This window comes from Sphingomonas mucosissima (assembly GCF_002197665.1).
Classification (GTDB): domain Bacteria; phylum Pseudomonadota; class Alphaproteobacteria; order Sphingomonadales; family Sphingomonadaceae; genus Sphingomonas; species Sphingomonas mucosissima.
In genome coordinates this window covers 149,898-176,000 of record NZ_NBBJ01000006.1, presented here as the reverse complement: position 1 = coordinate 176,000, position 26,103 = coordinate 149,898, and the positions used below count along the sequence as shown (strand labels likewise).

At 64.9% G+C, this 26,103-nt stretch carries 24 protein-coding genes and 2 riboswitches; of the genes, 14 read left to right on the top strand and 10 right to left on the bottom strand.

Annotated features, from left to right (window positions below; translation table 11 throughout):
• Nucleotides 1-93: 93 nt before the first annotated feature.
• The 3 genes from SPMU_RS15485 to SPMU_RS15475 are packed head-to-tail and all read right to left on the bottom strand — an operon-like array spanning nucleotide 94 to nucleotide 4,275.
• Nucleotides 94-1,536 (bottom strand): TolC family protein, encoded by a 1,443-nt coding sequence (locus SPMU_RS15485; protein ID WP_088335059.1) that lies wholly within the window; start codon nucleotides 1,534-1,536, stop codon nucleotides 94-96.
• Nucleotides 1,533-2,606, bottom strand: coding sequence for an efflux RND transporter periplasmic adaptor subunit (locus tag SPMU_RS15480; RefSeq protein WP_088335057.1), 1,074 nt, complete (start codon nucleotides 2,604-2,606; stop codon nucleotides 1,533-1,535). Before SPMU_RS15480 ends, SPMU_RS15485 begins: the two co-directional genes overlap by 4 nt.
• A complete protein-coding gene (locus SPMU_RS15475; protein WP_088335055.1) occupies nucleotides 2,596-4,275 on the bottom strand; it encodes an ABC transporter transmembrane domain-containing protein in 1,680 nt (559 codons plus the stop codon). The genes SPMU_RS15480 and SPMU_RS15475 overlap by 11 nt, the downstream gene beginning before the upstream one ends.
• Nucleotides 4,276-4,688: 413 nt before the next feature.
• Here SPMU_RS15475 and SPMU_RS15470 point away from each other — a divergent pair, with 413 nt between their 5' ends.
• From SPMU_RS15470 to SPMU_RS15460, 3 genes are all read left to right on the top strand, one after another.
• The gene (locus SPMU_RS15470) at nucleotides 4,689-5,621 is read left to right on the top strand and encodes a LysR family transcriptional regulator (RefSeq protein WP_088335053.1); all 933 of its coding nucleotides are present in this window, start codon (nucleotides 4,689-4,691) and stop codon (nucleotides 5,619-5,621) included.
• A 325-nt stretch (nucleotides 5,622-5,946) separates the two neighbouring features.
• A complete protein-coding gene (locus tag SPMU_RS15465; RefSeq protein ID WP_245833403.1) occupies nucleotides 5,947-6,336 on the top strand; it encodes a MarR family winged helix-turn-helix transcriptional regulator in 390 nt (129 codons plus the stop codon).
• Between the two features lie 79 nt (nucleotides 6,337-6,415).
• A complete protein-coding gene (locus SPMU_RS15460; protein WP_088335051.1) occupies nucleotides 6,416-7,420 on the top strand; it encodes a 2-hydroxyacid dehydrogenase in 1,005 nt (334 codons plus the stop codon).
• A 182-nt stretch (nucleotides 7,421-7,602) separates the two neighbouring features.
• On the opposite strand, the gene gcvPB is transcribed toward SPMU_RS15460, so the two are convergent.
• From gcvPB to SPMU_RS15435, 5 genes are all read right to left on the bottom strand, one after another.
• Nucleotides 7,603-9,198 (bottom strand): aminomethyl-transferring glycine dehydrogenase subunit GcvPB, encoded by a 1,596-nt coding sequence (gcvPB, locus tag SPMU_RS15455; protein WP_088335049.1) that lies wholly within the window; start codon nucleotides 9,196-9,198, stop codon nucleotides 7,603-7,605.
• Nucleotides 9,199-9,537: 339 nt separating this feature from the next.
• Nucleotides 9,538-10,896 (bottom strand): aminomethyl-transferring glycine dehydrogenase subunit GcvPA, encoded by a 1,359-nt coding sequence (gene gcvPA / locus SPMU_RS15450; RefSeq protein ID WP_088335047.1) that lies wholly within the window; start codon nucleotides 10,894-10,896, stop codon nucleotides 9,538-9,540.
• A gap of 130 nt (nucleotides 10,897-11,026) precedes the next feature.
• A complete protein-coding gene (gene gcvH, locus SPMU_RS15445; protein WP_088335045.1) occupies nucleotides 11,027-11,398 on the bottom strand; it encodes a glycine cleavage system protein GcvH in 372 nt (123 codons plus the stop codon).
• Between the two features lies 1 nt (nucleotide 11,399).
• The gene (gcvT, locus tag SPMU_RS15440) at nucleotides 11,400-12,545 is read right to left on the bottom strand and encodes a glycine cleavage system aminomethyltransferase GcvT (RefSeq protein WP_088335043.1); all 1,146 of its coding nucleotides are present in this window, start codon (nucleotides 12,543-12,545) and stop codon (nucleotides 11,400-11,402) included.
• 53 nt (nucleotides 12,546-12,598) lie between these two features.
• A riboswitch (glycine riboswitch) is annotated at nucleotides 12,599-12,702 on the bottom strand.
• Nucleotides 12,703-12,804, bottom strand: a riboswitch (glycine riboswitch). It lies immediately after the preceding riboswitch.
• Nucleotides 12,805-12,880: 76 nt separating this feature from the next.
• Nucleotides 12,881-13,489 (bottom strand): hypothetical protein, encoded by a 609-nt coding sequence (locus tag SPMU_RS15435; protein ID WP_088335181.1) that lies wholly within the window; start codon nucleotides 13,487-13,489, stop codon nucleotides 12,881-12,883.
• A 156-nt stretch (nucleotides 13,490-13,645) separates the two neighbouring features.
• Between SPMU_RS15435 and ispH the strand changes: the two genes are divergently transcribed.
• The 3 genes from ispH (at nucleotide 13,646) to rnhA (ending at nucleotide 16,078) form a co-directional block, all read left to right on the top strand.
• Nucleotides 13,646-14,596, top strand: a complete 951-nt coding sequence (gene ispH, locus SPMU_RS15430) for a 4-hydroxy-3-methylbut-2-enyl diphosphate reductase (RefSeq protein ID WP_088335042.1) — start codon at nucleotides 13,646-13,648, stop codon at nucleotides 14,594-14,596.
• Nucleotides 14,597-14,669: 73 nt separating this feature from the next.
• On the top strand, nucleotides 14,670-15,629 hold the full coding sequence (thrB, locus tag SPMU_RS15425; protein WP_088335040.1) for a homoserine kinase: 960 nt from the start codon (nucleotides 14,670-14,672) through the stop codon (nucleotides 15,627-15,629).
• Nucleotides 15,626-16,078: a ribonuclease HI gene (gene rnhA / locus SPMU_RS15420; RefSeq protein WP_088335038.1), complete on the top strand. Its 453-nt coding sequence runs from the start codon at nucleotides 15,626-15,628 to the stop codon at nucleotides 16,076-16,078. The genes thrB and rnhA overlap by 4 nt, the downstream gene beginning before the upstream one ends.
• Before the next feature lie 17 nt (nucleotides 16,079-16,095).
• On the opposite strand, the gene SPMU_RS15415 is transcribed toward rnhA, so the two are convergent.
• Nucleotides 16,096-17,175 (bottom strand): NAD(P)/FAD-dependent oxidoreductase, encoded by a 1,080-nt coding sequence (locus SPMU_RS15415; protein ID WP_088335036.1) that lies wholly within the window; start codon nucleotides 17,173-17,175, stop codon nucleotides 16,096-16,098.
• Nucleotides 17,172-18,098: an alpha/beta fold hydrolase gene (locus SPMU_RS15410; RefSeq protein WP_088335034.1), complete on the bottom strand. Its 927-nt coding sequence runs from the start codon at nucleotides 18,096-18,098 to the stop codon at nucleotides 17,172-17,174. Before SPMU_RS15410 ends, SPMU_RS15415 begins: the two co-directional genes overlap by 4 nt.
• A gap of 55 nt (nucleotides 18,099-18,153) precedes the next feature.
• Between SPMU_RS15410 and SPMU_RS15405 the strand changes: the two genes are divergently transcribed.
• The 8 genes from SPMU_RS15405 to SPMU_RS15370 all read left to right on the top strand — a co-directional run bounded on the left by SPMU_RS15405 (nucleotide 18,154) and on the right by SPMU_RS15370 (nucleotide 25,721).
• Complete coding sequence (locus SPMU_RS15405) at nucleotides 18,154-18,627, top strand: A24 family peptidase (protein WP_088335032.1); 474 nt, start codon at nucleotides 18,154-18,156, stop codon at nucleotides 18,625-18,627.
• Between the two features lie 56 nt (nucleotides 18,628-18,683).
• A complete protein-coding gene (cpaB, locus tag SPMU_RS15400; protein WP_088335030.1) occupies nucleotides 18,684-19,727 on the top strand; it encodes a Flp pilus assembly protein CpaB in 1,044 nt (347 codons plus the stop codon).
• A gap of 1 nt (nucleotide 19,728) precedes the next feature.
• The gene (locus SPMU_RS15395; RefSeq protein WP_088335028.1) at nucleotides 19,729-21,303 is read left to right on the top strand and encodes a type II and III secretion system protein family protein; all 1,575 of its coding nucleotides are present in this window, start codon (nucleotides 19,729-19,731) and stop codon (nucleotides 21,301-21,303) included.
• 23 nt (nucleotides 21,304-21,326) lie between these two features.
• Nucleotides 21,327-21,983, top strand: a complete 657-nt coding sequence (locus SPMU_RS15390; RefSeq protein ID WP_088335179.1) for a CpaD family pilus assembly lipoprotein — start codon at nucleotides 21,327-21,329, stop codon at nucleotides 21,981-21,983.
• A 1-nt stretch (nucleotide 21,984) separates the two neighbouring features.
• Nucleotides 21,985-23,271 carry a CpaE/TadZ family protein gene (locus SPMU_RS15385; protein ID WP_088335026.1) on the top strand — a complete coding sequence of 429 codons (1,287 nt, stop codon included), beginning with the start codon at nucleotides 21,985-21,987 and terminating at the stop codon, nucleotides 23,269-23,271.
• Nucleotides 23,272-23,309: 38 nt separating this feature from the next.
• Nucleotides 23,310-24,284, top strand: coding sequence for a type II secretion system F family protein (locus SPMU_RS15380; RefSeq protein ID WP_088335024.1), 975 nt, complete (start codon nucleotides 23,310-23,312; stop codon nucleotides 24,282-24,284).
• A gap of 2 nt (nucleotides 24,285-24,286) precedes the next feature.
• Nucleotides 24,287-25,288, top strand: a complete 1,002-nt coding sequence (locus tag SPMU_RS15375; protein WP_088335022.1) for a type II secretion system F family protein — start codon at nucleotides 24,287-24,289, stop codon at nucleotides 25,286-25,288.
• Between the two features lie 67 nt (nucleotides 25,289-25,355).
• The gene (locus tag SPMU_RS15370) at nucleotides 25,356-25,721 is read left to right on the top strand and encodes a hypothetical protein (protein WP_088335020.1); all 366 of its coding nucleotides are present in this window, start codon (nucleotides 25,356-25,358) and stop codon (nucleotides 25,719-25,721) included.
• The last annotated feature ends 382 nt before the right edge of the window (nucleotides 25,722-26,103 follow it).

Sequence of the window (26,103 nt, the reverse complement as noted above, 5' to 3'; positions counted from 1 at the left end):
CAAGGACAGCGCCTAGCAGGACCGATGTTACCGGTCCATGAACCGGTCAGCCAACCTGCGCGCGCCATGTCCGCGGGTGATCCGCCGTCACGCCTACGGCTGAAGACCCAGCGCCTCTCGATCGGCCGTTGCCGCGGCCAATTCGGCGCGGGCTGCGGCAATACGGGCCTGCGCATCAATCAGCCTAACCCTCGCGTCGTTGGCGGTTTCCTCCCGCTGATTGACAAGGAAGAAATCACTGGAGCCCAGTTCAAAGCGACGCCGTTCAGCCACCGCCAAGCGCTCTGCGAGCAAGCGTTCCTGTTCGGCGATCTCCGCGAGGCGCTCGGCCGCGCCCACGCCGATGTTGATGCCTTGAACTTCTGTCGTGATCTGGTCGCGCAAGAAGCGGCTGCGCGCCTCAAGCGCGTCGATCTCTGCTCGCGCTTCCGCGATCCGACCGCGCGCGGCCCGGTTTTCCAGCGGCACAGACAAGCGAAAGCCGACGACGCCCTCGAGAGGTGTCCGCGAGCGGCCGCCCAGGCCTTCGTCACCAACGTCTTTCCCTACCTCGCCGCGTAGGTCGAGCCGCGGCCGCAGATCGTTCTCGGCAAGCGCCAGTCGCGCGCTGCCCTGCTCGATGCGCGCTAGCAAGACCTGTAAGTCCGGGCGGCGCTGCGCGAAGTTCGCGCGGGCGGCAGCCGCGACCCCGCTTAGCGCCGAGCTATCGGTGGGAAGACGCTCAGCGCCGACCAGCACCGGCTGTCCTGCTTCGTCGCGATAGTACAGCGACAGCGCGTTTGCAGCAGCCTGGAAGTCGCCCTCCGCTCGTACGACCAGCGCGCGTCGGCGGACCAGATTTTGGTCATTCTCGGCCAGCAGGATTTCAGGCCGAGCACCTAGCTGAACCTGGCGTGCAATCGCGCCGCGGCGGCTCTCCGACAAGTTCAGCAAGTCGCGATAGGCGGCAAGGCGCAAGCCCGTGACGACCCAGTTTTGATACGCATCGATAGCGCGCCGCTGCACGCCGATCGTAACCGCCTCCCGCTCGAACCGTGCAATGTCGATGTCGCCTGCGGCGAGCGTACGCCGGGTACGGCGCTCGTCTACCAGTCGGTCGCGGAGCAGCGAGTAGAGTGCGCCTACCTTCAGCTCGCCGAGCCGATTGGTGTAGCTTTCATCCTCGTAGATCGGGAAATTACCCCGGCTGACGCGGTAGCCGCCGTAGAGATAACCACCATTGTCGGTGAGCGGTCGGGTTGCCCGCGCGGACACGACAGAGCCATCGTAATAACCAAGCGCACGCGAGCGCCCGTCAACCTCGAACACGGTGTCGAACGCACCGGCAGCACTAAGCGCCCGGCCCTCCGCAGCACGTTCCCTTGCCAGTGCTTCCACAATCTGGGGGGCGGCCCGGGCAGAAGCGCGCAGCACCTCGTCAAGCGTAAGAGGCGCTTGCGCGGGCGCTGGCGCGTTCGCTTGCACCTCTCCCTGAAGCGGGGCGCCGAATGCCGGCGCTGCGGCGAGGAGCGGCAGCAATAGCAGCAGTCGGATCATTTCGGCTTTCCTGCCTTCGCCGCGACCTTGGCATCGTCTTCCTTGATCTCGCCCTTGTCTGTCGCGGTTTGACCGAAATCGAGCGGGAAGTCGTTCAATTGCCGCCATAACTCGTAACCGACCAACACCGTTTCGCCCTGCACCCACCCCTGAACCTTGCCGCCAAGCCGAACAAAACGGCGGTCAGGCCATGCCGGCTTGCCCGGCGCAGGCTCGACAAGGATGCGGAACAGACCTTGTGCATTGGCCGTCGCATCAATCGCCCGTACCCGTCCGTCAAAGAAGCCGTAGGCGACCGACGGCCAGCCGCTGAACTGAATGGCGGGCCAGCCTTCAAATTCCAGCCGCACCGGCCGCCCTGGCCGCAGCAGCGGCACATCCCGGCCGTCCATCAGCAACTCCACGGCGCGCTCGACCCGCTCAGGCGCGACCAACGCCAAGACCGTGCCGGCAGATACGAGGGCACCACCGGCAGCTGCGTTCAGGTTCTGAATACGTCCGTCGCGAGGCGCGCGGACCAGCTGCGCCGATTGGCGATTAAGCTGAACGTCGATCCGGTTGAGCTTGGCGCGCGACTCCGCCAGTTTCGCATCCGCTTCTGCCACCTTGATCTGCGCCTGCTCGTAGTCGCGGCGTGCCGCGAGCCCTTCAGCAAGCAATTGCCGTGTGCGGCCCACATCGATCCCGGCCACCGATTGTGCCTGCCTTACTGCAGCGATTTCTGCCTGCACCTGAGCGCGCTCTGCGGCGAGGCGGGACAGGAAATTGGGATCAACGTCGATCACGCGCGCAATCGGGTCGCCCCGCTCGACGTGCTGACCGTCCTGAACATACCAGCGCTCGACCCGCCCCGGCACGAGCGCCGTGACTTCCTGTGCGCGGTCCGCCGGATCGAGAGCGACGACCTGTCCGCGCCCTTGTGCGGTCTGAAGCCACGGCACGAAGAAGAGGATGAAGACGGCGGCGACGATTCCCAGGGCAACCAGCCATGCCAGGGCAATACCGACCCGCGGCGGTCGCATCGCTCCCAGGGTATGGAAATGCGCGAGATGCTCAGGCCTATGCGGCATGGTCGCCCTCCTGCGAGGCGGTGAAATGGAGATCGGCAGGGCTCTCGCAGCGACGCTGTTCGTTCATTCCAAGGTACAGATAGCCGTCCAGTTGCAGATCTTTTGGGCGTCCGGTGCACACCAACACCGTAGTGCCATGCGCTTTCAACAGACGAAGCGATGCCGCCAGCCGCGCGGGCGGCAGGAGATCATAAAGCTGGCCGAGGATCAGAAGCTTCGGACGGAGCAGCAACGCATTGGCAAGCTTGAGCGCCATGGCTTCCCCGACGCTAAGCGGATAGCCGGACGAGGCGAGCAGCGTATCCAAGCCCTGTGGCAAACTTGCGATCCGCCGCTCCAGCCCTACAGCCGCCAGCGCTTCCATTGCAGCAACGGCATTGTCGTTTGACGCAAGCTGCAGGTATTCGCGGATCGTCACTTCCACGATCGTCGACCTGTCCAGAACGGTCACGTCCGAGCGCAGATGGTACATATCAAGGGCGCCCAAATCCGTGCCACCGATGTGGATCAGCCCGCGCTCTGGGTGCGCGTGCCGCTTTAGCAGCAAAGCCAAGCGGTGCTCGACCCCTGGATCAGCCCATGTGACCAGTTGTTCCCCAGCGGCGATGGAAAACGCGAATTGAGCGCCATCGAATGCTACATCGGTGAGCCTCACCGCACCGTCCCGTGGCCCGCCGCCCCCCTGGACCAGCGGTTCCTGGGGAATGGCAAACAGCAGCGACAGTTCCTCCGAGCTCGCCACGAGATCGTAGAAGGTGTCGAGGTACCAGCCAAGCTGTGAGATCCCGTAGAACACGCCAGACAGGATCAGCTCGGCCGCGACGAGCTGACCGAGCGACAATTGCCCCCGCAGGATCAGCGTGCCGCCTAGAAGCAGCAGCGCAGCACCGGCGAAGGCATAGATCAGCAGAAACGCGACCGTTTGCGCGAAGTGGTAGCGAAAGTAGCGTCGGTGCGCGCCGACGTAAGAGGCAGTCATCACCTCCGACCGGTCCATCGCAAAGCCGAGATGGCGCGCCGACTTGTAGAAGCCGTTGGAGCCCCCAACGCTTTCCAGCCATCGGGCCGCCGAGTGCTTGGCGTGGCTGAGCGCAACGGCGCCCGTGATCGCTCCGCGGCGCCACACCTGCCAAACCAGCAGCATCGCCAGCACCAGCACAACGTTGAACGCGAGGAAGAACGGATGGTAGAAGCTGGTGATCGTAAGCCCGACGACGGCTTGCAGCACGATGGTGAAGCCGCCGATGACCAGGCTCGGCACGGCCTTTTGCACCACCACCATATCGAAGAAGCGGTTGAACAGTTCACCGCGGTTGGCGTCTGCAAAGAACGGGTTCTGCGCATGAACGGCGCGAACGGTCACTTCCGCAACAACGCGCGCGAACACGCGCCGCTCGAACGCCGCCATCACCCAGACCCGAAACGCGCTAAGCCCGGCCACCACAAGCAGTAGCAGCAGCAGCACGCCGGACAGCGCCCATAGGGGCGCCGGAAGTGCCGTGTTCGCCACGCTGTTGATCAGCAGCTGCACCGAGATTGGCGTCGCCAGTGAAAGCAGGCTGATCGCTGCGGTGTAGACAATGCCCAGCCGCACGTAAGCGGCATCCGGGCCTACGATCTGCGCTAGCCACGCGGCTGCCTGCCGAAAACCCAATCGCTCCGCAGCCACAAATCACTCCCTTTTCGTCCGCTTAGAGCCATTACCTAAGGTGAAGAAGCTCTCTCAACCCCTTCATGGGGCTTCGATGGTGATGTCCTTCGACTTCAGACCGCCAGCTGACCGCGGTTTCCTTCCAATTCGCCGGGTCGTCCGGATCGAGCCAGGCTACTTGCCAACCAGCGCTAACTCGATCGCGACTGCAATTCTCCGCCTCCGCTCCGTGCGGCCGCGCTAGCCCTCAGCCGAGAGGTGGAGCATTCATGAGAATGCAGCAGAGGCGCAGAGGCGCCTGTCCGTACGATGCGCATCGATGCTCCATGCCGACCCGAGGGTTTCCCGCAGCCGCGCAGTTAGGAAGCGGTTGCAGCGTCGCCCAATCGGAATATTTGCCTCCAAACTATAGGTTGTGACTATATCCGCTCGTGCCGACATTGCGACAGCTCGAATATTTGGTGACGATTGCCGATACGCAGTCCTTCGTGGAAGCGGCGCGGGTCACGAATGTGTCTCAACCAACGCTCAGCCAGCAGGTACGCGCCTTGGAGGATCGCCTCGGCGTGAAACTCCTCGATCGTGGCGCAACCGGCGCGGTGCTTACCCCAGTTGGCCGCAGGATTGTGGCAACCGCGCGCCGGATGCTCAGCGACGCCCGAGACATCATGACGCTTGCGGCGAGCGCGTCGGACAATCTCACCGGCACGTTGAAGCTTGGCACGACCCCCACCCTCGGCCCTTATCTCCTGTCACCGATCATCGCCGAGTTGCATCGTGTCGCGCCCGGTCTGCGGCTTCACGTTCGCGAAGGCATCCCCGACGATCAGGTCCGCGAGCTGTCCCGCGGCAATATCGATGTCGTCCTCGGCCCCATGCCGATGTCCGGCGATGATCTGACGATCGAGCCCCTGTTTCGGGAACCGCTCCACTTGGTCGGGCCGCACGATCACCCTCTCGCGGCTGACGAACCAATCTCGCCAGGCGCGCTGGCCGGCCACCCCATTCTGACGCTCGATCCCCGGCACCACATCGCGCGCCAGACAATCGAGATCGCCGATGCATACCGAATGGCGGTTGCTCCGGACTATTATGGCACCAGCCTCAACAGCCTACATCAAATGGTCGCGAGCGGCCTTGGCCTGAGTGTGCTTCCAAGCTTGTACCTCATGTCGGACGTGGGCGGAACAATCGGCGTAAAGACGCTGACTGTCCGGGACTGGCATCGACACCGCTCCATCGCCATGGCGTGGCGCAAGCAATCGCCAATGGCTGCCTCGTTCCGCTTGATCGGGGAATATGTGCAGGGCTGCGCACGCAGGATCCTCGACGGCGCGTCCCCTGCAGACGCCGCTCAGCAATGATCGTCTGAACCTCCATGGCGCCTATCGTGCGCCTCGATGCAGCCGGAATCCCGCCGAGGTGGCTGACTAAACAGTTCACAATCTGCAAATTGACGGGCGGCGATATGTGCTATCCAGCACAAGCGCATGCATAATCGCCCTTTTCGGTCCAGAAGGGGCGGCGGCGGCGAGCGGATGTGGAAAGGTTGCTAGCGTGGAGGAGAATGGGCGGCGTGCTGAAGGCGACCTGACGCCAAGTGATCCGAGCGGTCACCATGACCTTGCAGCGGAAGCGCTAAGACTGGAGTGGCAGCTTTGCTTTCCCTTGTACGCCGCGTCGAACTTGTTGACCCGCCTATATCGGCCTGCGTTGGACGATCTCGGCCTGACCTACCCCCAGTACCTCGTCATGCTCGTTCTCTGGGAAACCGACGGGCAAAGCGTGAGCCAGATCGGAAGGCGCCTTCACCTCGACAGTGGCACGCTGACGCCCTTGCTCAAGCGGATGGAAACGAACGGACTGGTGGCACGCCGCCGCGACATAGAAGATGAGCGCCGGGTCCTGATTACATTGACCAAGGAAGGCGACGCGCTTCGCACGGCGGCGCTTCGCGTACCTGAAAAGATGGTCGCGAACCCCGCCCTGACGCAAGAAGAGGGCGAGACACTCCGCACGATCGCGCGCAAACTAGTTGCGAATCTCGCCTCTCGTAGCGACGCGGCCGGGCGGAGTTAGCAGCGTAATGGCGAATGCCGGCGCGCCTTTGCGCGCCTTCATGGTCGAGCGTTGACAGCTAAGGAGAGTTGAGTCGGTTATGAAGGTCGCCGTGTTCAGCACGAAAAGCTATGACCGCCGCTTCCTTGAAGCGGCCAATGCAAACGCCGGCCACGAGCTCCATTTTATTGAGGCCCGCCTCTCCGCGCAGACATCCGCTTTGGCGAAAGGCACGGTTGCCGTGTGCGCCTTCGTGAATGATACCATTGATCGCGAGACGCTCAGCCGGCTCAAGGAAGGTGGATGTCGGCTGGTGGCGCTGCGCAGCGCCGGATTTAACAATGTCGATCTGCCAGCCGCGCGCGAGTTCGACATCGCGGTGGCGCGAGTCCCCGCCTACTCGCCGTACGCAGTCGCGGAACACACGATCGCGCTGATCCTGGCGCTGAATCGCAACATTCACCGGGCCTACGCCCGTGTCCGCGAGGGAAACTTCGCCCTGGAAGGTCTGCTCGGCTTTGATCTGCGCGGGCGAACGGCCGGGATTGTCGGCACGGGCACGATCGGGGTCGAAACTGCCCGCATCCTGCGCGGCTTCGGCTGCCGGGTTCTTGGGAGTGATCCGCAGAGGTGCGACGACTTCATCGCGCTAGGCGGCGAGTACGTGGCGCTCGCCACCCTGTTGGCCGAAAGCGACATTGTCAGCCTTCACTGCCCGCTCAATCCCGCTACCCACCATCTGATCGATGAGGCGGCGATATCGACCATGAAGCCGGGGGTTATGCTGATCAACACGAGCCGCGGCGCCGTGGTGGACACGCGTGCGGTGATCCGCGGCCTGAAGTCGGGGCAGATCGGGCATCTCGGGCTCGACGTCTATGAGGAGGAAGGCGACCTGTTTTTCGAAGATCTGTCGGATCACATGATCCGCGACGACGTGTTCGCGAGGCTCCTCACCTTTCCCAACGTGCTCATCACCGGCCACCAGGCCTTCTTTACGGCCGAGGCGCTGACCGCGATTGCGGAAACGACCATCGGTAACATCACCTCGTTCGCGCAGACGGGGCGACCAGCGCACGAAGTCTCGGTGGAGAGGATCGCCTGAAGCAGGCGGTGCTTGCCGCTACTCCATCTTGGCGACGATGGCGCTAATCGTCGGTCAGCCGCCGCCGCGGGAGTCTTGAGCGCCGCGCTAACGGCTGTGATCGCTGCCACGTGGCTTGGCCCTGTGGCTGCTTCAAGGCCAACGAATACGGGCGGCCCGCCCAAGCCAGCCGCCCGCCGATTCTATTCCGCGGCCTCGCTGGTGACGACCGGCTCCTTCCACACGAGCTTCGGTTTGCGCGCGGCGAGCGTCTCGTCGAGGCGGCTGCGCGGCGCGAAATGCGGCGCGGTCTTAAGGCTCTGATCACCCGCCTTGGCGCGCTCCGCCACCGAGCGCAGCGCGCCGATGAACTGATCCAGCGCGGCCTTTGACTCCGTCTCCGTCGGCTCGACCAGCATCGCACCGTGAACAACCAGCGGAAAATACATGGTCATCGGGTGGAAGCCCTCGTCGATCAGCGCCTTGGCGACGTCGATCGTCGAGAAGCCTTCAGGGAAGCCTTCGTCAGAGAAGATCGCCTCGTGCATGCACGGGCCGGAGAAGGCGAACGGCGCGTCGAGCGTGTCTTCCAGCGAGCGCAGGACGTAGTTCGCGTTGAGCACCGCATCCTCGGCGACCTGGCGCAGGCCATCGGCGCCGTGGCTGAGGATGTAGGTCAGCGCGCGGGTGAACATGCCCATCTGGCCGTGGAAGGCCGTCATGCGGCCAAAGCTATCCAGCTTGCCGCCGAAATGCTCGGCCGAGAACTCGTCCGCGCGCTCCTCCTCGATGAGGTGGATGTGACCGTCCTTAGTCCGCGCGGTGTAGGGCAGCGGTGCGAACGGGCTGAGCGCTTCCGACAAAACGGTCGGGCCCGAACCGGGGCCCCCGCCGCCGTGCGGGGTGGAGAAGGTCTTGTGCAGGTTGATGTGCATCGCATCGACGCCGAGGTCGCCGGGGCGGACCCGGCCGACGATGGCGTTGAAGTTCGCGCCGTCGCAATAGACATAGCCGCCTGCCGCGTGGACCGCGTCCGAGATCGCCTTCAAATCGCGCTCGAACAGCCCGCAGGTATTGGGGTTGGTGATCATCACCGCCGCCACATCCGGCCCGAGCCGCGCCTTCAGCGCATCCGTATCGACGCGGCCTTCCGCGGTCGCCGGGATATCCTCGACAGTGAAGCCGGCGAATGCCGCCGTCGCCGGGTTCGTGCCATGGGCACTTTCGGGCACCAGCACGACCTTGCGATGCCCCTCGCCGCGCTTCTCCAGCGCCGCCTTGATGCACAGCATGCCGCACAGCTCACCATGTGCGCCGGCCTTGGGGCTCATCGCGACACCGTGCATGCCGGTGAGCTCGATCAGCCACATCGCGAGTTCGTTCATGATGCCAAGCGCGCCCTGGACGGTATCGACGGGCTGGAGCGGGTGAACGTCCGCAAAGCCTGGCAGCCGCGCCATCTTCTCGTTCAGGCGCGGGTTGTGCTTCATCGTGCACGAGCCGAGCGGGAACAGGCCGAGGTCGATGGCATAATTCTGCCGGCTGAGGCGGGTGTAGTGGCGGACCGTCTCCGGCTCGCTGAGACCCGGCAGGCCGATCGGCGCGGTGCGCGCGAGATTGCCGAGGCGGCTGGCGGTGCTGACCGGTTCGGCCACCTCGACGCCGCTGGTGTCGGTGGAGCCGATCTCGAAGATCAGCGCCTCTTCCAGCATCAGCGCCTTGTTGCCGGTGAAGGTTGCCGAAGTTGCCGAGCCCTGCTCGGGGCTCGTCGGACGCCAGCCGCTCTGGTTCAAGGCCATGGGATCATTGCCCTTTCAGCGTCGCAGCGCAGCGCGCCGACGACGATTGCAAAAAACGAATGTTGAGGAAGTTGAGACGATCGCGCGTTTTTCTCCAAAGGCGCGAGTGGGCGCTGGCGGTGGAGCGGCACGGGACGGGAGCGCGCGGGATCATGGCAGAAGGAAACCATGACTTTTCCAACATTTGAAGTGGCCGAACTGCCACTTCGTCACCCGGGGCTTGTCCCGGGGTCCAGCGCGCCGCGTACTCCGCAACCGTTGGAACGGAGGAGGGCTGGATGCCGGGACGAGCCCGGCATGACGAAGTAGGCACAAGCTCCGTCTTCTTCGCGATGCCGGTCACGCCAGCGCGCCTTCGAGCGCGTTGGCGAGCGCTTCCACGTCCTCCGGCGTCGTCGTCTCCGTTACTGCGACAACGAGGCCGTTCTGCAGCGCGGCTTCACCGGGATAGAGGCGACCAAGCGACACGCCGGCGAGGATGTGCTGCTCCGCCAGCGCACGAACGATCGGGCGCGCCTCATGCCCGAGATCGAGCGTGAATTCATTGAAGAAGGTGTCGTTGACGAGAGTGACGCCGGGCACCTTGGCGAGCCGATCGGCGGCGGCGACCGCGCCGGCGTGATTCGTGGCCGCGAGCGCCCGCAGGCCAGCCTCGCCCAGCAGCGTCATGTGGATCGAGAAGGCCAGCGCGCAAAGGCCGGAGTTGGTGCAGATGTTGCTGGTCGCCTTCTCCCGGCGAATATGCTGCTCGCGCGTGGAGAGCGTCAGCACGAACCCGCGGCGGCCGTCGGCGTCCACCGTCTCGCCGCAAAGGCGGCCGGGCATCTGGCGGACATATTTGTCCTTGCAGCCGAACAGGCCCACGTACGGCCCGCCGAACTGCAGCCCAACGCCGATCGACTGGCCCTCGCCGACCACGATGTCGGCGTCCATCTCGCCCGGAGACTTGATTGCGCCAAGCGCCACCGGCTCGGTCACGACGGCGATCAGCAGCGCCTTCTTCGCGTGGCACGCGTCCGCCAGCGGCTGAAGATCGGTGATGCGGCCGAGGATGTCGGGATATTGCACGACGACGCAGCTGGTGTCGTCATCGATGCTGGCGATCAGCGCGTCGACGTCCGTCTCTGCGGCCAGCGCAGGGATAGAGGTTTCCAGCGAGTCGCCGGTGTATTTGGCCATCGTCTTGGCGACGGAGACGTAATGCGGGTGGAGACCGCCCGACAGGATCGCCTTGGCGCGCTTGGTGATGCGCCGCGCCATGCCGATCGCTTCCCAGCACGCGGTGGAGCCATCGTACATCGACGCGTTCGCCACGTCGGTCCCGAGCAGGCGCGCGACCTGCGTCTGGAACTCGAACAGCATCTGCAGCGTGCCCTGCGCGATTTCCGGCTGGTAGGGCGTGTAGGCGGTCAGGAACTCGCCGCGCTGGATCAGGTGATCGACGCTGGCGGGGACATGATGACGGTATGCGCCGCAGCCGAGGAAGAACGGCGCCTCGCCTGCGGACAGACTCTGCCGCGCCAGCTTCGTCATGTGGCGTTCGACCGCCAGCTCGCTGGCATGGGCGGGCAGGTTCGCGATCGGGCCGGACAGGCGAGCGGCTTCGGGCACGTCGACGAACAGGTCGTCGATCGAGCCCGCGCCGATGACCGCGAGCATGTCGCGGCGATCGTGGTCAGTAAGCGGCAGGTAGCGCATGTTCAAAACACTCCTCCCCTCCCCATCAGGGGGAAGGGCTGCGGGCGGGATGTCTCAGTCCCTCCGGGCGTCGCGCTCGCGGAGAGGCCCCACCCCAACCCCTCCCCTGAAGAGGGAGGGTCAGTCTGGATCAGAGCTTCGCGACGAATGCCTGGTAGGCCGTTTCGTCCATCAGCCCGTCGAGCTGCGACGCGTCGGACAGGGTCAGCTTGAAGAACCAGCCCTCGCCTTCCGGATCGGTGTTCACGAGGCCCGGTTCGTCGGCGAGCGCGGCGTTGCCTTCGATCACGGAGCCGGAAACCGGCGAATAGACGTCGCTGGCGGCCTTCACGCTCTCGACCACCGCGGCCTCGTCACCCTTGGCGAGCGACTTGCCGGCTTCCGGCACGTCGACGAACACGATGTCGCCGAGCTGGCCCTGCGCATAATCCGAGATGCCGACCGTGCCGACATCACCGTCGACGTCGATCCACTCATGATCCTCGGTGAAATAACGGCTCATCTTACTTCGCTCCTCGGACGTAGCGGTGGGGGACGAATGGCATGGAGGTGACGGTGGCGGCGTGGACCTTGCCACGCTGCGACAGCTGGATGCGGGTGCCGGGCGTGGCCATGGCGAGCGGAACGTACGCCATGGCGATCGGTGCCCCGACGCTAGGCGCGAAGCCGCCGGACGTGACGCTGCCGACGGTGCTGCCGTCTTCATCGAGCACGGTCGCGCCCTCGCGGACCGGTTGGCGCCCCTCGACCAGCAGGCCGACCCGCTTTGTGATGGGGCCGTTCTCGCGTTCGGCCAGGATGCGCTCGGCACCGGGGAAGCCGCCTTCCTCGCGGCGGCGCTTGAACAGCGCGAAGCCGAGCTCCGCCATTACCGGGGTGATCTCCGGCGAGAGGTCATGGCCGTAGAGCGGGAGACCAGCCTCAAGCCGCAGCGAATCGCGGGCGCCCAGGCCGATCGGCTTCACCTCGGGCTGTTCCAGCAGCGCATCGGCGAACGCCTCGACGCCCTCCGCCGGGATCGAGATCTCGAAGCCGTCCTCGCCGGTATAGCCCGAGCGGCTGATCCAAAGGTTATGCCCCTGCCAGGTGAAGGGCGCGGCCTGCATGAACACCAAAGCATCGACGCCTGGCACCAGCCGCACGAGCGCATCCACTGCCTTGGGGCCCTGCAGCGCCAAGAGCGCATGGTCCTCCATCAGGTTCAGCGTGATGTCGTCCGGCAGATGATCGAGCATGTGCGCGATGTCGTCGTACTTGGTCGCGCCGTTGACGACCATGTAGATGCGCTCGCCATCCTCGTCGGCCGGCAGGCGCGTCAGCATCAGATCGTCAAGGATGCCGCCGCCCTCGTCGAGCAGCAACGAATAGCGTGCGCGGTTGAGCGCGAGGCCGGCGATGTCAGCCGGCATCATCGCCTCAAGCGCTGGCACCAACCCCTCGCCCCGGAACGTGATCTGCCCCATGTGGCTGACATCGAACAGGCCGGCGCTTTCGCGCGTCCACAGATGCTCGGCCATGATGCCTTCGAACTGCACGGGCATCCAATAGCCCGCGAATTCGACCATCCGGCCGCCGTGGGCACGATGCCAGCCGTCGAGCGGCAGCGTCATGGTTTCGATGATTACGTCTTCGTCGTCGTGATCGCTCATCGCGGATCGTCCGTCTTCAAGGGCGATCGTCCGCCATTGCTGGCGAAACGAACCGGACCCCCTCTGTCACGGAACCTGAGAGCTTTCGCACGGATATCCCGCGCTTACACCTTCGGTGGGCCACGCCGCCTGGCGGGGCCGCTTTCCAGAGCGTCGATGGGTATGCGCGGTCCCTGCTGCCTGAGAGATTCCGGGGTGGTTGCTCCTTCGGCGGCGGATCGTGCCTGAAAGGCCACCCGCGCTCTCCCGCGCGCCCACGCCGGTTGCCCGGCATCGACAATTGCGCCTGTGGCGGGGCGCGCGGGGCGAGTCAATCGCCCATGATCGCGGCCGTCTCAGCGCTGCGCGTTGTAGCGCAGCTGATCCTGCGTCAGCTGGAAGCCGACGAGCGCCTCGAAGCTGGCGGCGAGCACCGCCTGACGCACTTCGGGGGTGGAAAGCGGATCAACGGCCGCGTCCTCGTCGCCTGCCTTGCGCTTACGGGTGAGTTGGTTGCGTACCGAGTCGGGCAGCGTGGCCGCCGCGCGATTGATGTTCGCGCTGGCTTGGCCGGACACGCTGGCGAGCGCCTGCCCCGGCTCGAAACGGACCGCGACCGCGCCGACGCGCTTTGCGACCACCTGCGTTCCACCGCGCACGATGGTGATGAAATACGGCAAGGTCACCTCACGCGGGCCATCCGTCCGTGTGCGGCGGGCGCGAACATCGAAGGTGACGGTGCTGACCACGTCCGAACTGTTATCGGCACAGGTGGCGCGAACATTCGTCATCACTGCCGTGACATCAATGGCGCTCGCATCCCGGCTCGCCGGTGGGTCGAACAGGGTAATATCGCCCGTGCCGGCCGGCACACCCACCACCGGGCAGGCGGAACGCACCGCCGTGATCCCCACGCCACCGTCGAGCGAAATGTCACCGCTCTTGGCGCAACCCCCAGCGAGCAGAGCCAGAGCGAGAGGGGCGAGGCCAGAAAGGCGGAGCGCGGAGGTGCGAAAAGACACGTGCGGAGAAACCTTATACGAACGGGTACGACGGATACGAAGTACCGGCGCGCTCATAACCGCCTTCCGTGCGGGCAGGCAATCGCGTAAGCGGCAGGGATGACCGACAAGCCAGCGCTCGAACTGCTGATTGCCGCCCCGCGCGGCTTCTGCGCCGGAGTGGACCGCGCGATCCGCATCGTCGAACTGGCGATCGAGAAGCACGGCGCCCCCGTCTATGTCCGCCACGAAATCGTTCACAACAAGTTCGTGGTGGACAGCCTGAAGGCTAAAGGCGCGATCTTTGTCGAGGAACTCGACGAAGTGCCCGATGGTGCGCCCGTCGTGTTCTCGGCACACGGCGTGCCCAAATCGGTGCCGGCGAATGCCGAAGCGCGCGGGCTTGAGTATCTCGATGCGACCTGCCCGTTGGTTTCCAAGGTGCATCGCCAGGCGGAGCGCCTCGTCGCCGCCGGCCGCCACATCCTGTTCATCGGTCATGCCGGCCATCCCGAGGTGATCGGCACGTTCGGCCAAGTGCCCGCAGGGGCGATGACGCTGATCGAGAACGTCGCCGACGCCGAGGCGCTGCAGCCCGCCGACGCCGACAATCTCGCGTTCCTCACCCAGACGACGTTGTCGGTGGACGATACCGCCGAAGTCGTCCGCGTGCTGCAGCGGCGCTTTGTGAACATGCAGCCGCCGCGCGGCGAAGACATCTGCTACGCCACGTCAAACCGGCAAGCGGCGGTGAAAGCGATCGCCAGCGCCTGTGACGCCGTGCTGGTGATCGGGGCGCCGAATTCCTCCAACTCGGTTCGATTGGTAGAGGTGGCGCAGCGCGAGGGTGTGCGCGCGGCGCTGATCCAGCGCGCGGTGGATCTCGACTGGGCGTTCCTTGAGGGCGTCGGCACTTTGGGCGTCAGCGCGGGTGCATCCGCACCGGAACTGCTGGTGCGCGAATTGGTCGACCTGCTCGCAACGCGGTACGACGTAACCGAACGCGAGGAGGAAACGACGCGCGAGACGATCGCCTTCAAGCTGCCCCGCGCGCTGGAACAGGCGGCGTAAGGGGCCGCGCGCCCGAAGCGCGGCGTGAAGAGTGGGCCTGCCCCGGTGAAGAGGGGCGCAAGCGGGGTGTGCGGTGGCAGTCTATACTCATGTGTCGGCGGAAGCGCTTGCCGCGTTTCTCCAGCGCTACGACGTTGGCGAGCTGATTTCCGCCAAGGGCATCGCCGAGGGCGTCGAGAATTCCAACTATCTCGTGGACACCACGCGCGGGCGCTACATCCTGACCTTGTACGAGAAACGCGTGGCGGCGGACGATCTGCCGTTCTTCATGGCGCTGCTCGACCATCTGGATACCAAGGGCCTGCCGGTGCCGCCAGCGATCAAAGATCGCGCTGGGGAGGAAATCCAGGAGCTGGAAGGGCGGCCGGCGTGCCTCATCAAGTTTCTGTCCGGCGTGTCGCTGTCGCACCCGACGCCAGCACAGGCTCACGCTGCGGGCGATGCGATGGGAGCGATGCACCGCGCGGTAGCTGATTTCACGCCGACGCGTCCCAATTCCATGGGCATCGAGACTTGGCGGCCGCTGTTCGAGCGGTGTGGACGCAGCATGGATGACATTGCGTCCGGGCTGTACGACGACCTTGGCCATGCGCTGGACGCGGTGGAAGCGAATTGGCGCGGTGCCGATCTCGATCGCAGCGCCATTCACGCGGATCTTTTCCCAGACAATGTCCTGATGATCGGCAATCAGGTGACTGGACTTATCGACTTCTATTTCGCCTGCACCGACATCCGGGTCTATGATCTGGCGGTGATGCATACGGCCTGGGCGTTCGACGCGAAGGGCGGCGGCTATGACGCAGCCGTGGGCGAGGCGCTGATCGCCAGCTACGAACAGCATTTCCCATTGTCGCCGTTCGAACGCGCCCAATTCCAGACACTGGCGAGTGGGGCGTGCATCCGCTTCGCACTGTCGCGGGCGTGGGATTGGCTCAACACGCCGGCCGATGCGCTGGTAATGCGCAAGGATCCCCTCGCCTATGTGCGGCGGCTGAAACATTATGATGCGGAGTTGGTGAAGCGTTCGGTATGAGTGAGTTGAGCAAGGTCGAGGCGTTCACCGATGGCGCATGCAAGGGCAATCCGGGGCCGGGCGGCTGGGGAGCCGTGCTGCGCATGGGTGAGCACGAAAAGGAATTGTCCGGCGGCGAGCCGCTGACCACCAACAATCGCATGGAGCTGACCGCCGCGATCGAAGCGCTGAGGGCGTTCACGCGGCCGTGCCACGTGACGCTCTATACCGACAGCCGCTACGTGATGGACGGGCTGACCAAATGGATTCACGGCTGGCGCAAGAACGGCTGGAAGACTGCGGACAAGAAGCCGGTCAAGAATGCCGAATTGTGGCAGGCGCTGCTGGACGCGAGCGAGCGACATCGCGTGGAGTGGCAATGGGTGAAGGGCCACGCCGGCCACCCGGAGAATGAACGCGCCGACAAGCTGGCGAGCGATGCGGCGGTGGCTGCGGGTAAGCGCGGTTAGAGCGATTATCCGACCGGTCAGGCGCTGCGGAAGCGCGTCGGCGCATAGCGTTCGACGTCTATGCCGAGCACCGGATCCGTACCCAACAGCAGCGCGGCGCCGATCATGGCGGCGGCAGGAGCCGTCTGAATGCCGAACCCGCCCTGCCCCGCGAACCAGAAGAAACCGGGCCCGTCAGGCGCGAAGCCGTAAACGGGCAGCCGATCCGGCGCGAAGCTGCGCAACCCGGCCCATCTGCGCTCCACCTGCGTGATCCGCCAATCCACCGCTTGTTCGAAGCGGTCGATGGCGACGGCGACGTCCAGTTCCTCCGGCTGAACATCGCCGGGGTCCACCGGTGTCTCGTCATGCGGGCTGAGCCACAGGCGCCCGCCCGCTTCGGGCTTGAAGTAGAAATCGCCGCCGATGTGAACAACGTGCGGCACGCCGGCGGCAGGGGCCGGATCAGTGCGCAGCTGCACCATGGTGCGGCGATACGGCTGGATGTTGAGCGGCGACACGCCGGCAAGCCGCGCCACCTGATCGGCCCAGGCGCCCGCGGCGTTGACGAGCACGGCAGCCTCGTGAACGCCGGCATTCGTCTCGAGGCGCCAGCCCGCCGGGAGACGCGTGGCACCCGTCAGCGCGGCGTTGAGCACCAGCTGAGCGCCGCCGCGGCGCGCGCGCGCCAAGGCGTCTGCGTGAAGCGCCGCGACGTCGATATAGGCGCAGGTCGGCTCCATGATGCCGATCGTCCAGCCGGCGCGCAGGCCATGCACGTGCTCTCGCGGATCAACCGGGAGAAGCGGCACGCCGCTGTCGGCGAAGTCGGCAAGAAACGCATCCGCCTGCGCTGCATCGCTGGCACGGCCGATGTGCAGCGAGCCGAGCGGATCGAGAAAGCCGCCTGCGCGAAGGCTGTCGCCCGAGGCGGTGGTGAGCGGTTGAATGCCCGGCCCGCCATAGGTTTCGGACCAGAAGGCTGCGGATCTCCCCGTCGCGTGATAGCCCGCCGCCGGTTCCGCCTCGATCAGCAGGACGCGCGCGCGATCCCCGATTTCGGCCGCTAGCGACGCACCGGCCATGCCGGCGCCGATGATGGCGATGTCGAAGCTCACGGCAGGCGAGTCGCCAGAAACCGATCGATCACCGCCAGCGCACGATCGCGAACCGGATCGGCCTCGCGCAATATCTCATGCGCGGACTCTCGGCCGAACTGATGCAGTTCGGCATTGGGGAGCCGGCGGGCAAGCTCAACGGCCGCCCGCGAATCGACCAGTCCATCCTCATCGGCGACCAGCATGAGAATGGGTGTCGCGAGTGTCGCAAGGCGCGAATCGCTGCGCTGCTCACGCGTCGAGGCAAACGCCTGCACCAGCCAGGACCAGCTGGGCGGCCCCAATCTGATCTCCGGCACTTGTTCATACCACCATTGCTCGTCGGCATACCGGCTGACGTCGTTGGTGAGGAGCTGTTGCCGCTTCCATCGGGTAGCTGGCCGTTCGTTACCCTTCCACGCCGCGCGCGCAGGATCGCCCAGGCCGCGCATGATCCGCGCCAGCGCTTCGCCAATACGCGGGCCGACCGGGGCCTTCAGCCCCACCATCGGCGCAATCAACACCGCAGCATCTGGGTTAATCGCCCGGTCAAGCATCGCCTTCAAAACCAGATGGCCACCCATCGAGTGTCCCATCGCGACCCGTGGGCCAGCGACATTCCATTGCTGCCAAACGGCGGCAAGATCGGCGATGAACGGCGCAAAATCATCGGCATGGCCGACATGCGGATCCGGCGCGAGGCGGCCCGAGCCTCCCTGCCCGCGCCAGTCGAACGCGGTGACTGACCAGCCTGCGCGGTGCCAATGTTCGAACGTTTCGAGATATTTCTCGAACACGTCGCCGCGGCCGGTCTGGAAGAGGATCCCGCCAGGTCCGCTGCCGGGCCAGTCGAACCGGCGAAGCAGCCACCCGTCCGGCGCGGGCCAGCGCGTGACGGTCGCGTCGGCAGGAAGAGCCCGGCGGATCGGAGCGGGTGTATTCATGGTGAGGCGGCTTGGTTACGGTTTCGCAAGCCATTGCGTCTAGTGCCACCTCTTCATGGTGTGGAATTTTCTTTCCTGGGCGCTGCCCGCGACACTCGGCCTGCTGCTGATATCCGCTGGTATCGAGGACGCACGAGTGCGTGAGATCGCCAATTGGAAGAATGCGACGGTCGCGCTTCTTGCCCCCTTGTGGTGGCTGGCGATCGGTATCGAGCCATGGCCCGGCATGGTGGTGCAGACCGGTGTCGCGCTGGTGGTGCTGACCCTGTTCTGCGTGGCGTTTCACTTTGGCCAGATGGGCGGCGGCGACGTCAAGCTGATTGCGGCGCTCGCGCTTTGGATGCCAGTGCCGGCATTGATCCAGTTGCTGCTGATCATGTCAATCGTCGGCGGCGCGATCACAATAGTGATGCTTATTGATCACAGGATACGCAAAAACAGCGGAAATCCCGAGATACCTTATGGGGTGGCCATCGCCATTGCTGGACTTATCGGCCTACGCGAACCGCTTCTTAACCACTTTACCTAATCATACGCCAGCATGGACAACACTGGCCAGCGCTGATGCGAAAGGCACGATGATTCATGGATAGTCGCAAGGTCATATTGCTGGTGGGCGCGTTGCTCGTCGCGGCGATCACTGCCTTCATGGCGCGCTCGCTCATCATGGGCACCAGCACGCCGCAAGCCGGCGCGATGCCGGGGTCACCCGCACCGGTGCCGCTCGGGCCCAAGGTGCTGGTCGCCACGCGCGCGCTGCCGGTGGGAACCATCATCGATCCGGGTTCGGTCAAGTTCCAGCCTTGGCCCGCGGAGCTCGTCGAGGGCGCCTACTTCCAGGAAGGCCCCGAGTTCGACATGAAGAACGTGGTCGGCACGGTGGTGCGCAACGCGGTCACGGCGGGACAGCCGATCACGCAAGGGGCGCTTGTGAAGCCGGGCGATCGCGGCTTCCTTGCCGCCGCGCTTGGCCCGGGCATGCGCGCCGTGACGGTGCCGGTGTCGACGCAATCCTCGGTCGCTGGGTTCGTCTTTCCGGGCGACCGTATCGACCTTTTGCTGACGCAGAGCGTCGAGGGCGGCGGCGACGGCCCGCCGCTGCGCGTCGCCGAAACGATCCTGCGCAACCTGCGCGTGCTCGCCACCGACCAGCGCACCAACCAGGAAAAGGACGAGGCCGGCAACACGGTGGTCCACACCTTCTCGACCGTGACGATCGAGGCGACGCCCAAGATCGCGGAGCAGATCGCGGTGGCGCAGACGGTGGGTACCATCTCGCTGTCGCTGCGCTCCATCGCCGACAATACGGCGGAACTTGAGCAGGCGATCGCTTCCGGCGACGTGTCGGTGCCTGATGGCAGCGACCCCAAGGCCGAGCGCGCCATGATGCTGAAGCTGTCGAGCACCCCGCAAGCCGGCAACCCGACCTTTGCCGTGGGCGCCGACGTCTCTCGTTACCAGCGTCGCACCGTTCCGGGCCGTACGCCCCAGCAATCGATGATGAGCGCGCCGCCGAGCGGCCCTGCACCGACCGCCTACCCGGGCGCACCAGCGCAGGTTTCGGGCCCGGTGGTCCGCATCGCCCGCGGCAACAACGTGACCGAAGTGCCGGTCGGAGGGAAGAACTAAGATGCGTATTCCTTCAAAGCCGATCCGCTGGCCGTTGGCGCTCGCGCTCAGCGCGGCTGCGATCGCGATCACGCCTGCGGCGGCTCCGGCGCAGAACGCGGTGGCTGCCGGAACCACGCTGCAGGTCGCGACCAACCGCGGACAGCTGATCAACCTGCCGCGGCCGATGAGCGACCTGTTCGTCGCCAACCCCGAGATCGCCGACGTCCAGGTCCGCTCGCCCACGCAATTGTACGTGTTCGGCAAGAAGGCTGGTGAGACGACCATTTCGGCGACTTCACGAGGTGGCGCCGTGGTCTATGGCGCCACGGTTCGTGTCGGGAACAACTTCGACTCCGTCAGCCAGATGCTGTCACTCGCGATGCCCGAGGCAAAGGTGACCGCCACCACGCTGAACGGCATTGTCCTGTTGACCGGCACTGTCGCCAATCCGGAGGATGGCGCGGAGGCCGAACGGCTGGTGCAGGCGTTCGTGGGTGAAGGATCCAAGGTGGTCAGCCGCCTACGCACTGCCACGCCGCTGCAGGTCAACCTCCAGGTGCGCATCGCCGAAGTCACGCGCAGCTTTGCCAAAAACATCGGGAGCAATTTCGGCACCGCTGACGGCACTGGGGGATTCAAGTTCGGCCTCTCACGCGGCCGAGAGTTCAGCCCACAATATCAGCCCGGCGGCACCCTGGGCGTCGGCTTCACGGAAGGCCCAGCGAACAACAGCATAGTTACGCGGGCCTCGAACGCCACGACCGCGGGCCTGGCAGGCAAGCTGCTCGGCCTGGACGTGCTCGGCGCGCTAGATCTGGGCGAACGCATCGGCCAGGTTACCAACCTCGCCAACCCCAACCTGACGGCGCTTTCAGGTGAAACAGGCACCTTTCTTGCCGGCGGCGAGATCCCGATCCCACTTGCGCAGGGGCTTGGCACCGTTGGTGTCGAGTACAAGCAATATGGTGTCAGTCTCGCCTATACGCCGACAGTGCTGAGTGACGGACGCATCTCGCTGCGCGTCCGCCCCGAAGTGTCGCAGCTCGATTATTCCAATGCGGTGACCATTTCGGGCACGCAGGTGCCGGGTCTTACTACGCGACGTACGGAGACGACGGTGGAGCTCGGCTCAGGCCAGAGCTTCATGATCGCCGGCCTGTTGCAGAACAATCACAACAATTCGATCGAGAAGACGCCCGGCATCGGCGACGTGCCGATCCTCGGCGCCTTGTTCCGCTCGAATGGTTTTCAGCGCAACGAGACCGAGCTGGTCATCGTGATCACGCCTTATCTGGTGCAGCCGGTGAACGGGAACGACATCAGACTGCCGACCGACGGGTACAAGTCGCCCACCGATGTGGAACGGGTGCTGCTCGGCCAGCTTTCCTCGGGGACTACAGGCGGCGACCGGCCCAAGCCGACGCTGGAGGCAGGGCCACCCGCCGCTCCCGCGATTGGCGCAGCCGCACCGATTGCCCCCGCCGCTCCCTTGCCGCTGCCCGGCAACGCTGCCGACGAGAAGGCCGCAACTGCCGGCAAGGGCAAGAAGAACAAGAAAAATGACGCGCCGGCTCCTGGCTTTTCGTTGAACTGATGATGACGGTGAGGAACAGCAACATGCTTAAGCGCACTCTCCTCCTCGGCATGGCGCCTGCCCTGATAATTGGCGGGTGCAGCGGGACAGCCAACCGTGGCCTCGAATCGGTCCATCAGCCGGTCGTGTCGCGCGCCGACTATGCCTTCGACGTCGGTTCCGGTCCGAGCGGCCTTGCACCCGGCGAGGGCGAGCGGCTCGTCGCCTGGATGAGCTCGCTCAAGGTTGGTTATGGCGACCGGATCGCGGTAGATGATCCATCGCGCGATCCGGCGACGCGGGCCGATGTCGCGGCTGCCGCCGCGCAGTTCGGGCTCCTGGTGTCAGATGAAGCGACCGTCACGGCAGCGCCGATCGCATCGGGCACCGCGCGCATCGTCGTCAGCCGGGCACGCGCTTATGTGCCGGGCTGCCCAGACCACAGCCGGATGTACGAGCCGAACTTCGACGCCCATACCTCCTCCAATCATGGCTGCGCGGTGAATTCCAACCTGGCTGCCATGGTCGCCAATCCAACCGATCTCGTCCGCGGCGAGGCGGCGCGTAGCCCCTATGATCCTGCGGTCGCGACCAAGGCGATCGACCGGTTCCGCCGGGCTGAGCCGACGGGCGCCGGCGGTACGGCGGTGCGCGCCGAAGGAACCAGCGCCGGCAGTGGCGGCAGTTCGGGAGGCCGCTGAGATGAACGCACCCTGGAAACCTGCCAGCGCGGGAACCCGAGAGCCGTTCGTCGCCTATGTCTGCGACGAGAACACGGCCGAAACCCTGCGCCCCATCGTCAGCGAAATGGGCTGGTCCGCCGAGAAGGTGCACAAGGGCGGGCTGCGCAATGCCGTCCAGTCGCTCTCTGTGTCCGCCTCCCCGCAGATCCTGTTCGTGGACCTCGCGGAATCGGGCGATCCACTGAACGACATCAACTCGCTGGCCGAAGTCTGCGAGCCCGGAACGATCGTCCTCGCGTCCGGCCAGGTCAACGATGTGCGGCTGTACCGCGATCTCGTTTCCAGCGGGATCCAGGATTACCTGCTGAAGCCGCTCAGCCCCGATATGCTGCGCGACGCCTTCAACCACGCCCAGTTGCTGCTCAATGCACCAAAGGTCGTGGAGACGGCAAATGAGCACCCGCATTGCGCGGTGGCGGTGATCGGTACCCGCGGCGGCGCCGGCGCGTCGACCGTCGCAACGTCACTCGCCTGGTTGATGAGCGATCGCGAGCGCCGATCGACGGCGCTGCTTGATCTGGACGTGCATTTCGGAACGGGCGCGCTGGCGCTTGATCTGGAGCCCGGTCGTGGGCTCACCGACGCGATCGAGAACCCCAGCCGCATCGACGGCCTCTTCATCGAGCGTGCAATGGTGCGTGCGTCGGAGAAGCTGGCGGTGTTATCCGCGGAAGCGCCGATTACCGCACCCGTCATGACCGACGGTGGCGCCTATCTCCAGCTGCAGGAAGAGATGCGTGCCGCGTTTGAATGCACGGTCGTCGATCTGCCCCGCCATATGCTGGTGAGTCATCCCCAGCTCGTGACCAAGGTTCAAACGGTGGTTGTCGTCACCGAGCTGACCCTGGCAGCGGCACGGGACAGCATTCGCCTGCTTTCGTGGCTGAAAACCAATGCGCCGGAAGCACAGGTGCTGGTGCTCGCCAACAAGGTGCAGCCCGCCGTCCAGCTGGAAATCAGCCGCAAGGATTTCGAAACGTCGATCGAGCGAAAGATCGACCATGTCGTGCCGTTCGACCAGAAGCTCGCGGCACAGGCCGCAAAGCTCGGCAAGCCCATGGTGGAAGCGGGCAAGACGTCCAAAACGGTTGCCGCGATCGGCGAGATCGCCACTCATCTTTGCTTCATCACGCAGGAGGAAGGGTCCGACGGCAAGGGCCGGCGTCGAGGCAAGGCGGGCACTTCGCTCATGGGCAAGTTTGCGGATCTGAAAGGATTGATGCCCAGAAAGCCCGCCAAGAGCTGATCCCGCAAGCACATGGGACGTAGGAGAACGGACGCGACATGCCCCTGATACCGGTGATTACCTTGGCAATCGGCGCGCTCATCACCTTGGGGCTGGTGTACGTTGCCTTTGCAGGGCCCTCGCCCCAGCGCGTTGCGTCACGTCGCCTCGACACGGTGCGGCAACGCCATGCCGCGGTTGCCGGCGATCCGGTTGAGGCCCAACTGCGTCGCATCACCGGCCGCAGCTCGACCAAGGCCGATCGTGCCGCCATGCGCTTCCTTCCGCGGCCGGAAGAGTTGCAAAAGCGGCTGAACATGACGGGTAAGCCGTGGACGGTCGGCCGCTACGGCGGCATCACGCTCGGCATCTTCGTGGGCACAGTGTTGCTCCTGCTGCTGATCGGATTTCCGCTTCTCCTCGCGATCTTCCTAGGCCTGGCGGGGGGCGGCGGTATTCCGCACTTCGCCGTCAGCTATGTCATCGGCCGGCGCATTAAGGCCTTTAACGCCAAGTTCCCCGACGCGATCGAACTGTTGGTGCGCGGATTGCGATCCGGCCTGCCAATCACCGAAACCATGGCAGTGGTCGGCAGCGAAGTGAGTGGTCCGGTAGGTGAAGAATTCCGGTCGGTCGCCGACAAAATGAAGATCGGCCGCTCCATGGATGTAGCGCTTCAGGAAACCGCGGATCGTCTGGGTACCGCTGAATTCCAGTTCTTCGTGATCACCATCGCTATCCAGCGCGAGACCGGCGGCAACCTCGCCGAAACGTTGCAGAATCTCGCCACCGTGCTGCGCCTGCGCGGACAGATGAAGCTGAAGATCAAGGCGATGTCGTCGGAATCAAAGGCCTCGGCGCTGATCATCGGCTCCCTGCCGTTCATCGTGTTCGGCCTGATCTGGTTCATCAACGGCAGCTACATGCAGAAATTCTTCATGGACGAACGCCTGATGGTGGCGGGCGTCGGCGGCATGATCTGGATGAGCATTGGCGCCTTCATCATGTCCAAGATGGTCAATTTCGAGATCTGATGATGGAACCGACACAGGGCCCCACGCTCCTTGGCGTAGACGTGATCTGGGTAGCGACGATCCTTGCTGCCGTTGCGGCAATGGCGGTGTTCGTCGCCATCTACGCCGCCCTCAGCGTTCGCGATCCGATGACCAAGCGGGTCAAGGCACTGAACGAACGGCGCGAGCAGCTGAAAGCCGGCATCACCGCCTCAACCAGCAAGCGACGCGCCAAGCTCGTCCAGAAGAGCGAGAATGCGGACCGCATTCGCCAGTTTCTGGAGTCCTTGAAGGTTCTCCAGGACAGCCAGCTGAAAGAAGCACAGACAAAGCTGTTGCAGGCCGGCATCCGCAAGAAAGAATGGGCGGTCGGAGTTATTTTCGGCCGAATGATGCTACCGATCATCATCGGTGGCTTCATGCTGTTCCTGGTCTATGGAACCGACAATTTCGCGCATTGGTCTCCGTTGAAGCGTTATCTCGTCGTCGCCGGCGCCTTTATCCTGAGCTACAAGGCGCCAGACATTTACCTCAAGAACCAGATCACCAAGCGATCCGATGCCATTCGCAAAGGCTTGCCGGATGCGCTGGATCTGCTGGTGATCTGCGCGGAGGCAGGCCTGACCGTGGACGCGGCTTTTCACCGGGTGGCGAAGGAGCTTGGCAAGGCTTATCCCGAACTCGGCGACGAGTTCGCGCTGACCGCGATCGAGCTCGGCTTCCTCACGGACCGGCGCCTCGCCTTCGAGAACCTGGCGAACCGGGTGGCCTTGGAAGAGGTGAAGGGCATTGTCACCACGATGGTGCAGACCGAGAAATATGGAACGCCGCTCGCCAGCGCGCTTCGCGTCCTGTCGGGCGAGTTCCGCAACGAGCGCATGATGCGGGCCGAGGAGAAGGCCGCGCGTCTGCCCGCGATTATGACGGTGCCGCTGATCCTCTTCATCCTCCCGGTGCTGTTCGTTGTGATCCTTGGGCCTGCCGCCTGCTCGATCAGCGACTCCTTCATTGGCGGCAAGTTCTGACGCGGCGAGCCGCGGGCGGAACGCGGATCGTGAACCATCGTTTGACCTGCGTAACAGGAGGAACGCGATGCTCTTCACGACGCCGACACAATGGATGGCGCTCGCCGTTGCCCTGATCGCCGGGTGGCTGCTTGGATTGGCCAGTCATCCTGGCGGCCGCAAATGGAAGCAGCGCTATGCTGAGGAGCGGGATGTGCATGGCCGCACCCGCAAGGACCTGGACGCGAGACTGGCGGAACGCGAGGCACGCGTCGCAGAACTGGAGCGCGAGAATGCGCGGCTGACCCAGGCGACACCCGTGGTGGCCACAACAGCGACCAATGCGCCAATGACGACGACGCGAGCGCCGCTGGCGCAAAGCGCAGCGAGGCCGGCGGGCTCTATGCGGCCGCGCTGGTTCGACTGGACGAACAGGGTTGGCACGAACGGCTGATCTGACGGTGGTACTATCTCAGCCGCTGGTGTGCCGTTGACGAACGACCGCCGCTTTGTCGCAACTAGCTGTATTCAAGCCGAGCGATCTTCGGATCAGCTAGATCATCGCCGCGTCGCTGAATGCGGCTCGGCGTGAAGCCGACGAGCGAACCGGCTATGGTCGGACAAGCGCCTCGCGGGCGCGGGGCGCCGCGGAGCGATGCCTCTAATGCGATCTCGCCGAAAACCGTGGTAAGCGCCGGGATCACAGCGCGGCATCACCCGGCCAAGTCTTGCTTTCAAGGCTGCTTTTGCCCGACTTGGTAGCGTTGGCTTTCCTGCCACGACCAGCGGCAGCAAAACAGCTGAGCGGGGTTGACGCCTTGCACGACGCCCACCCC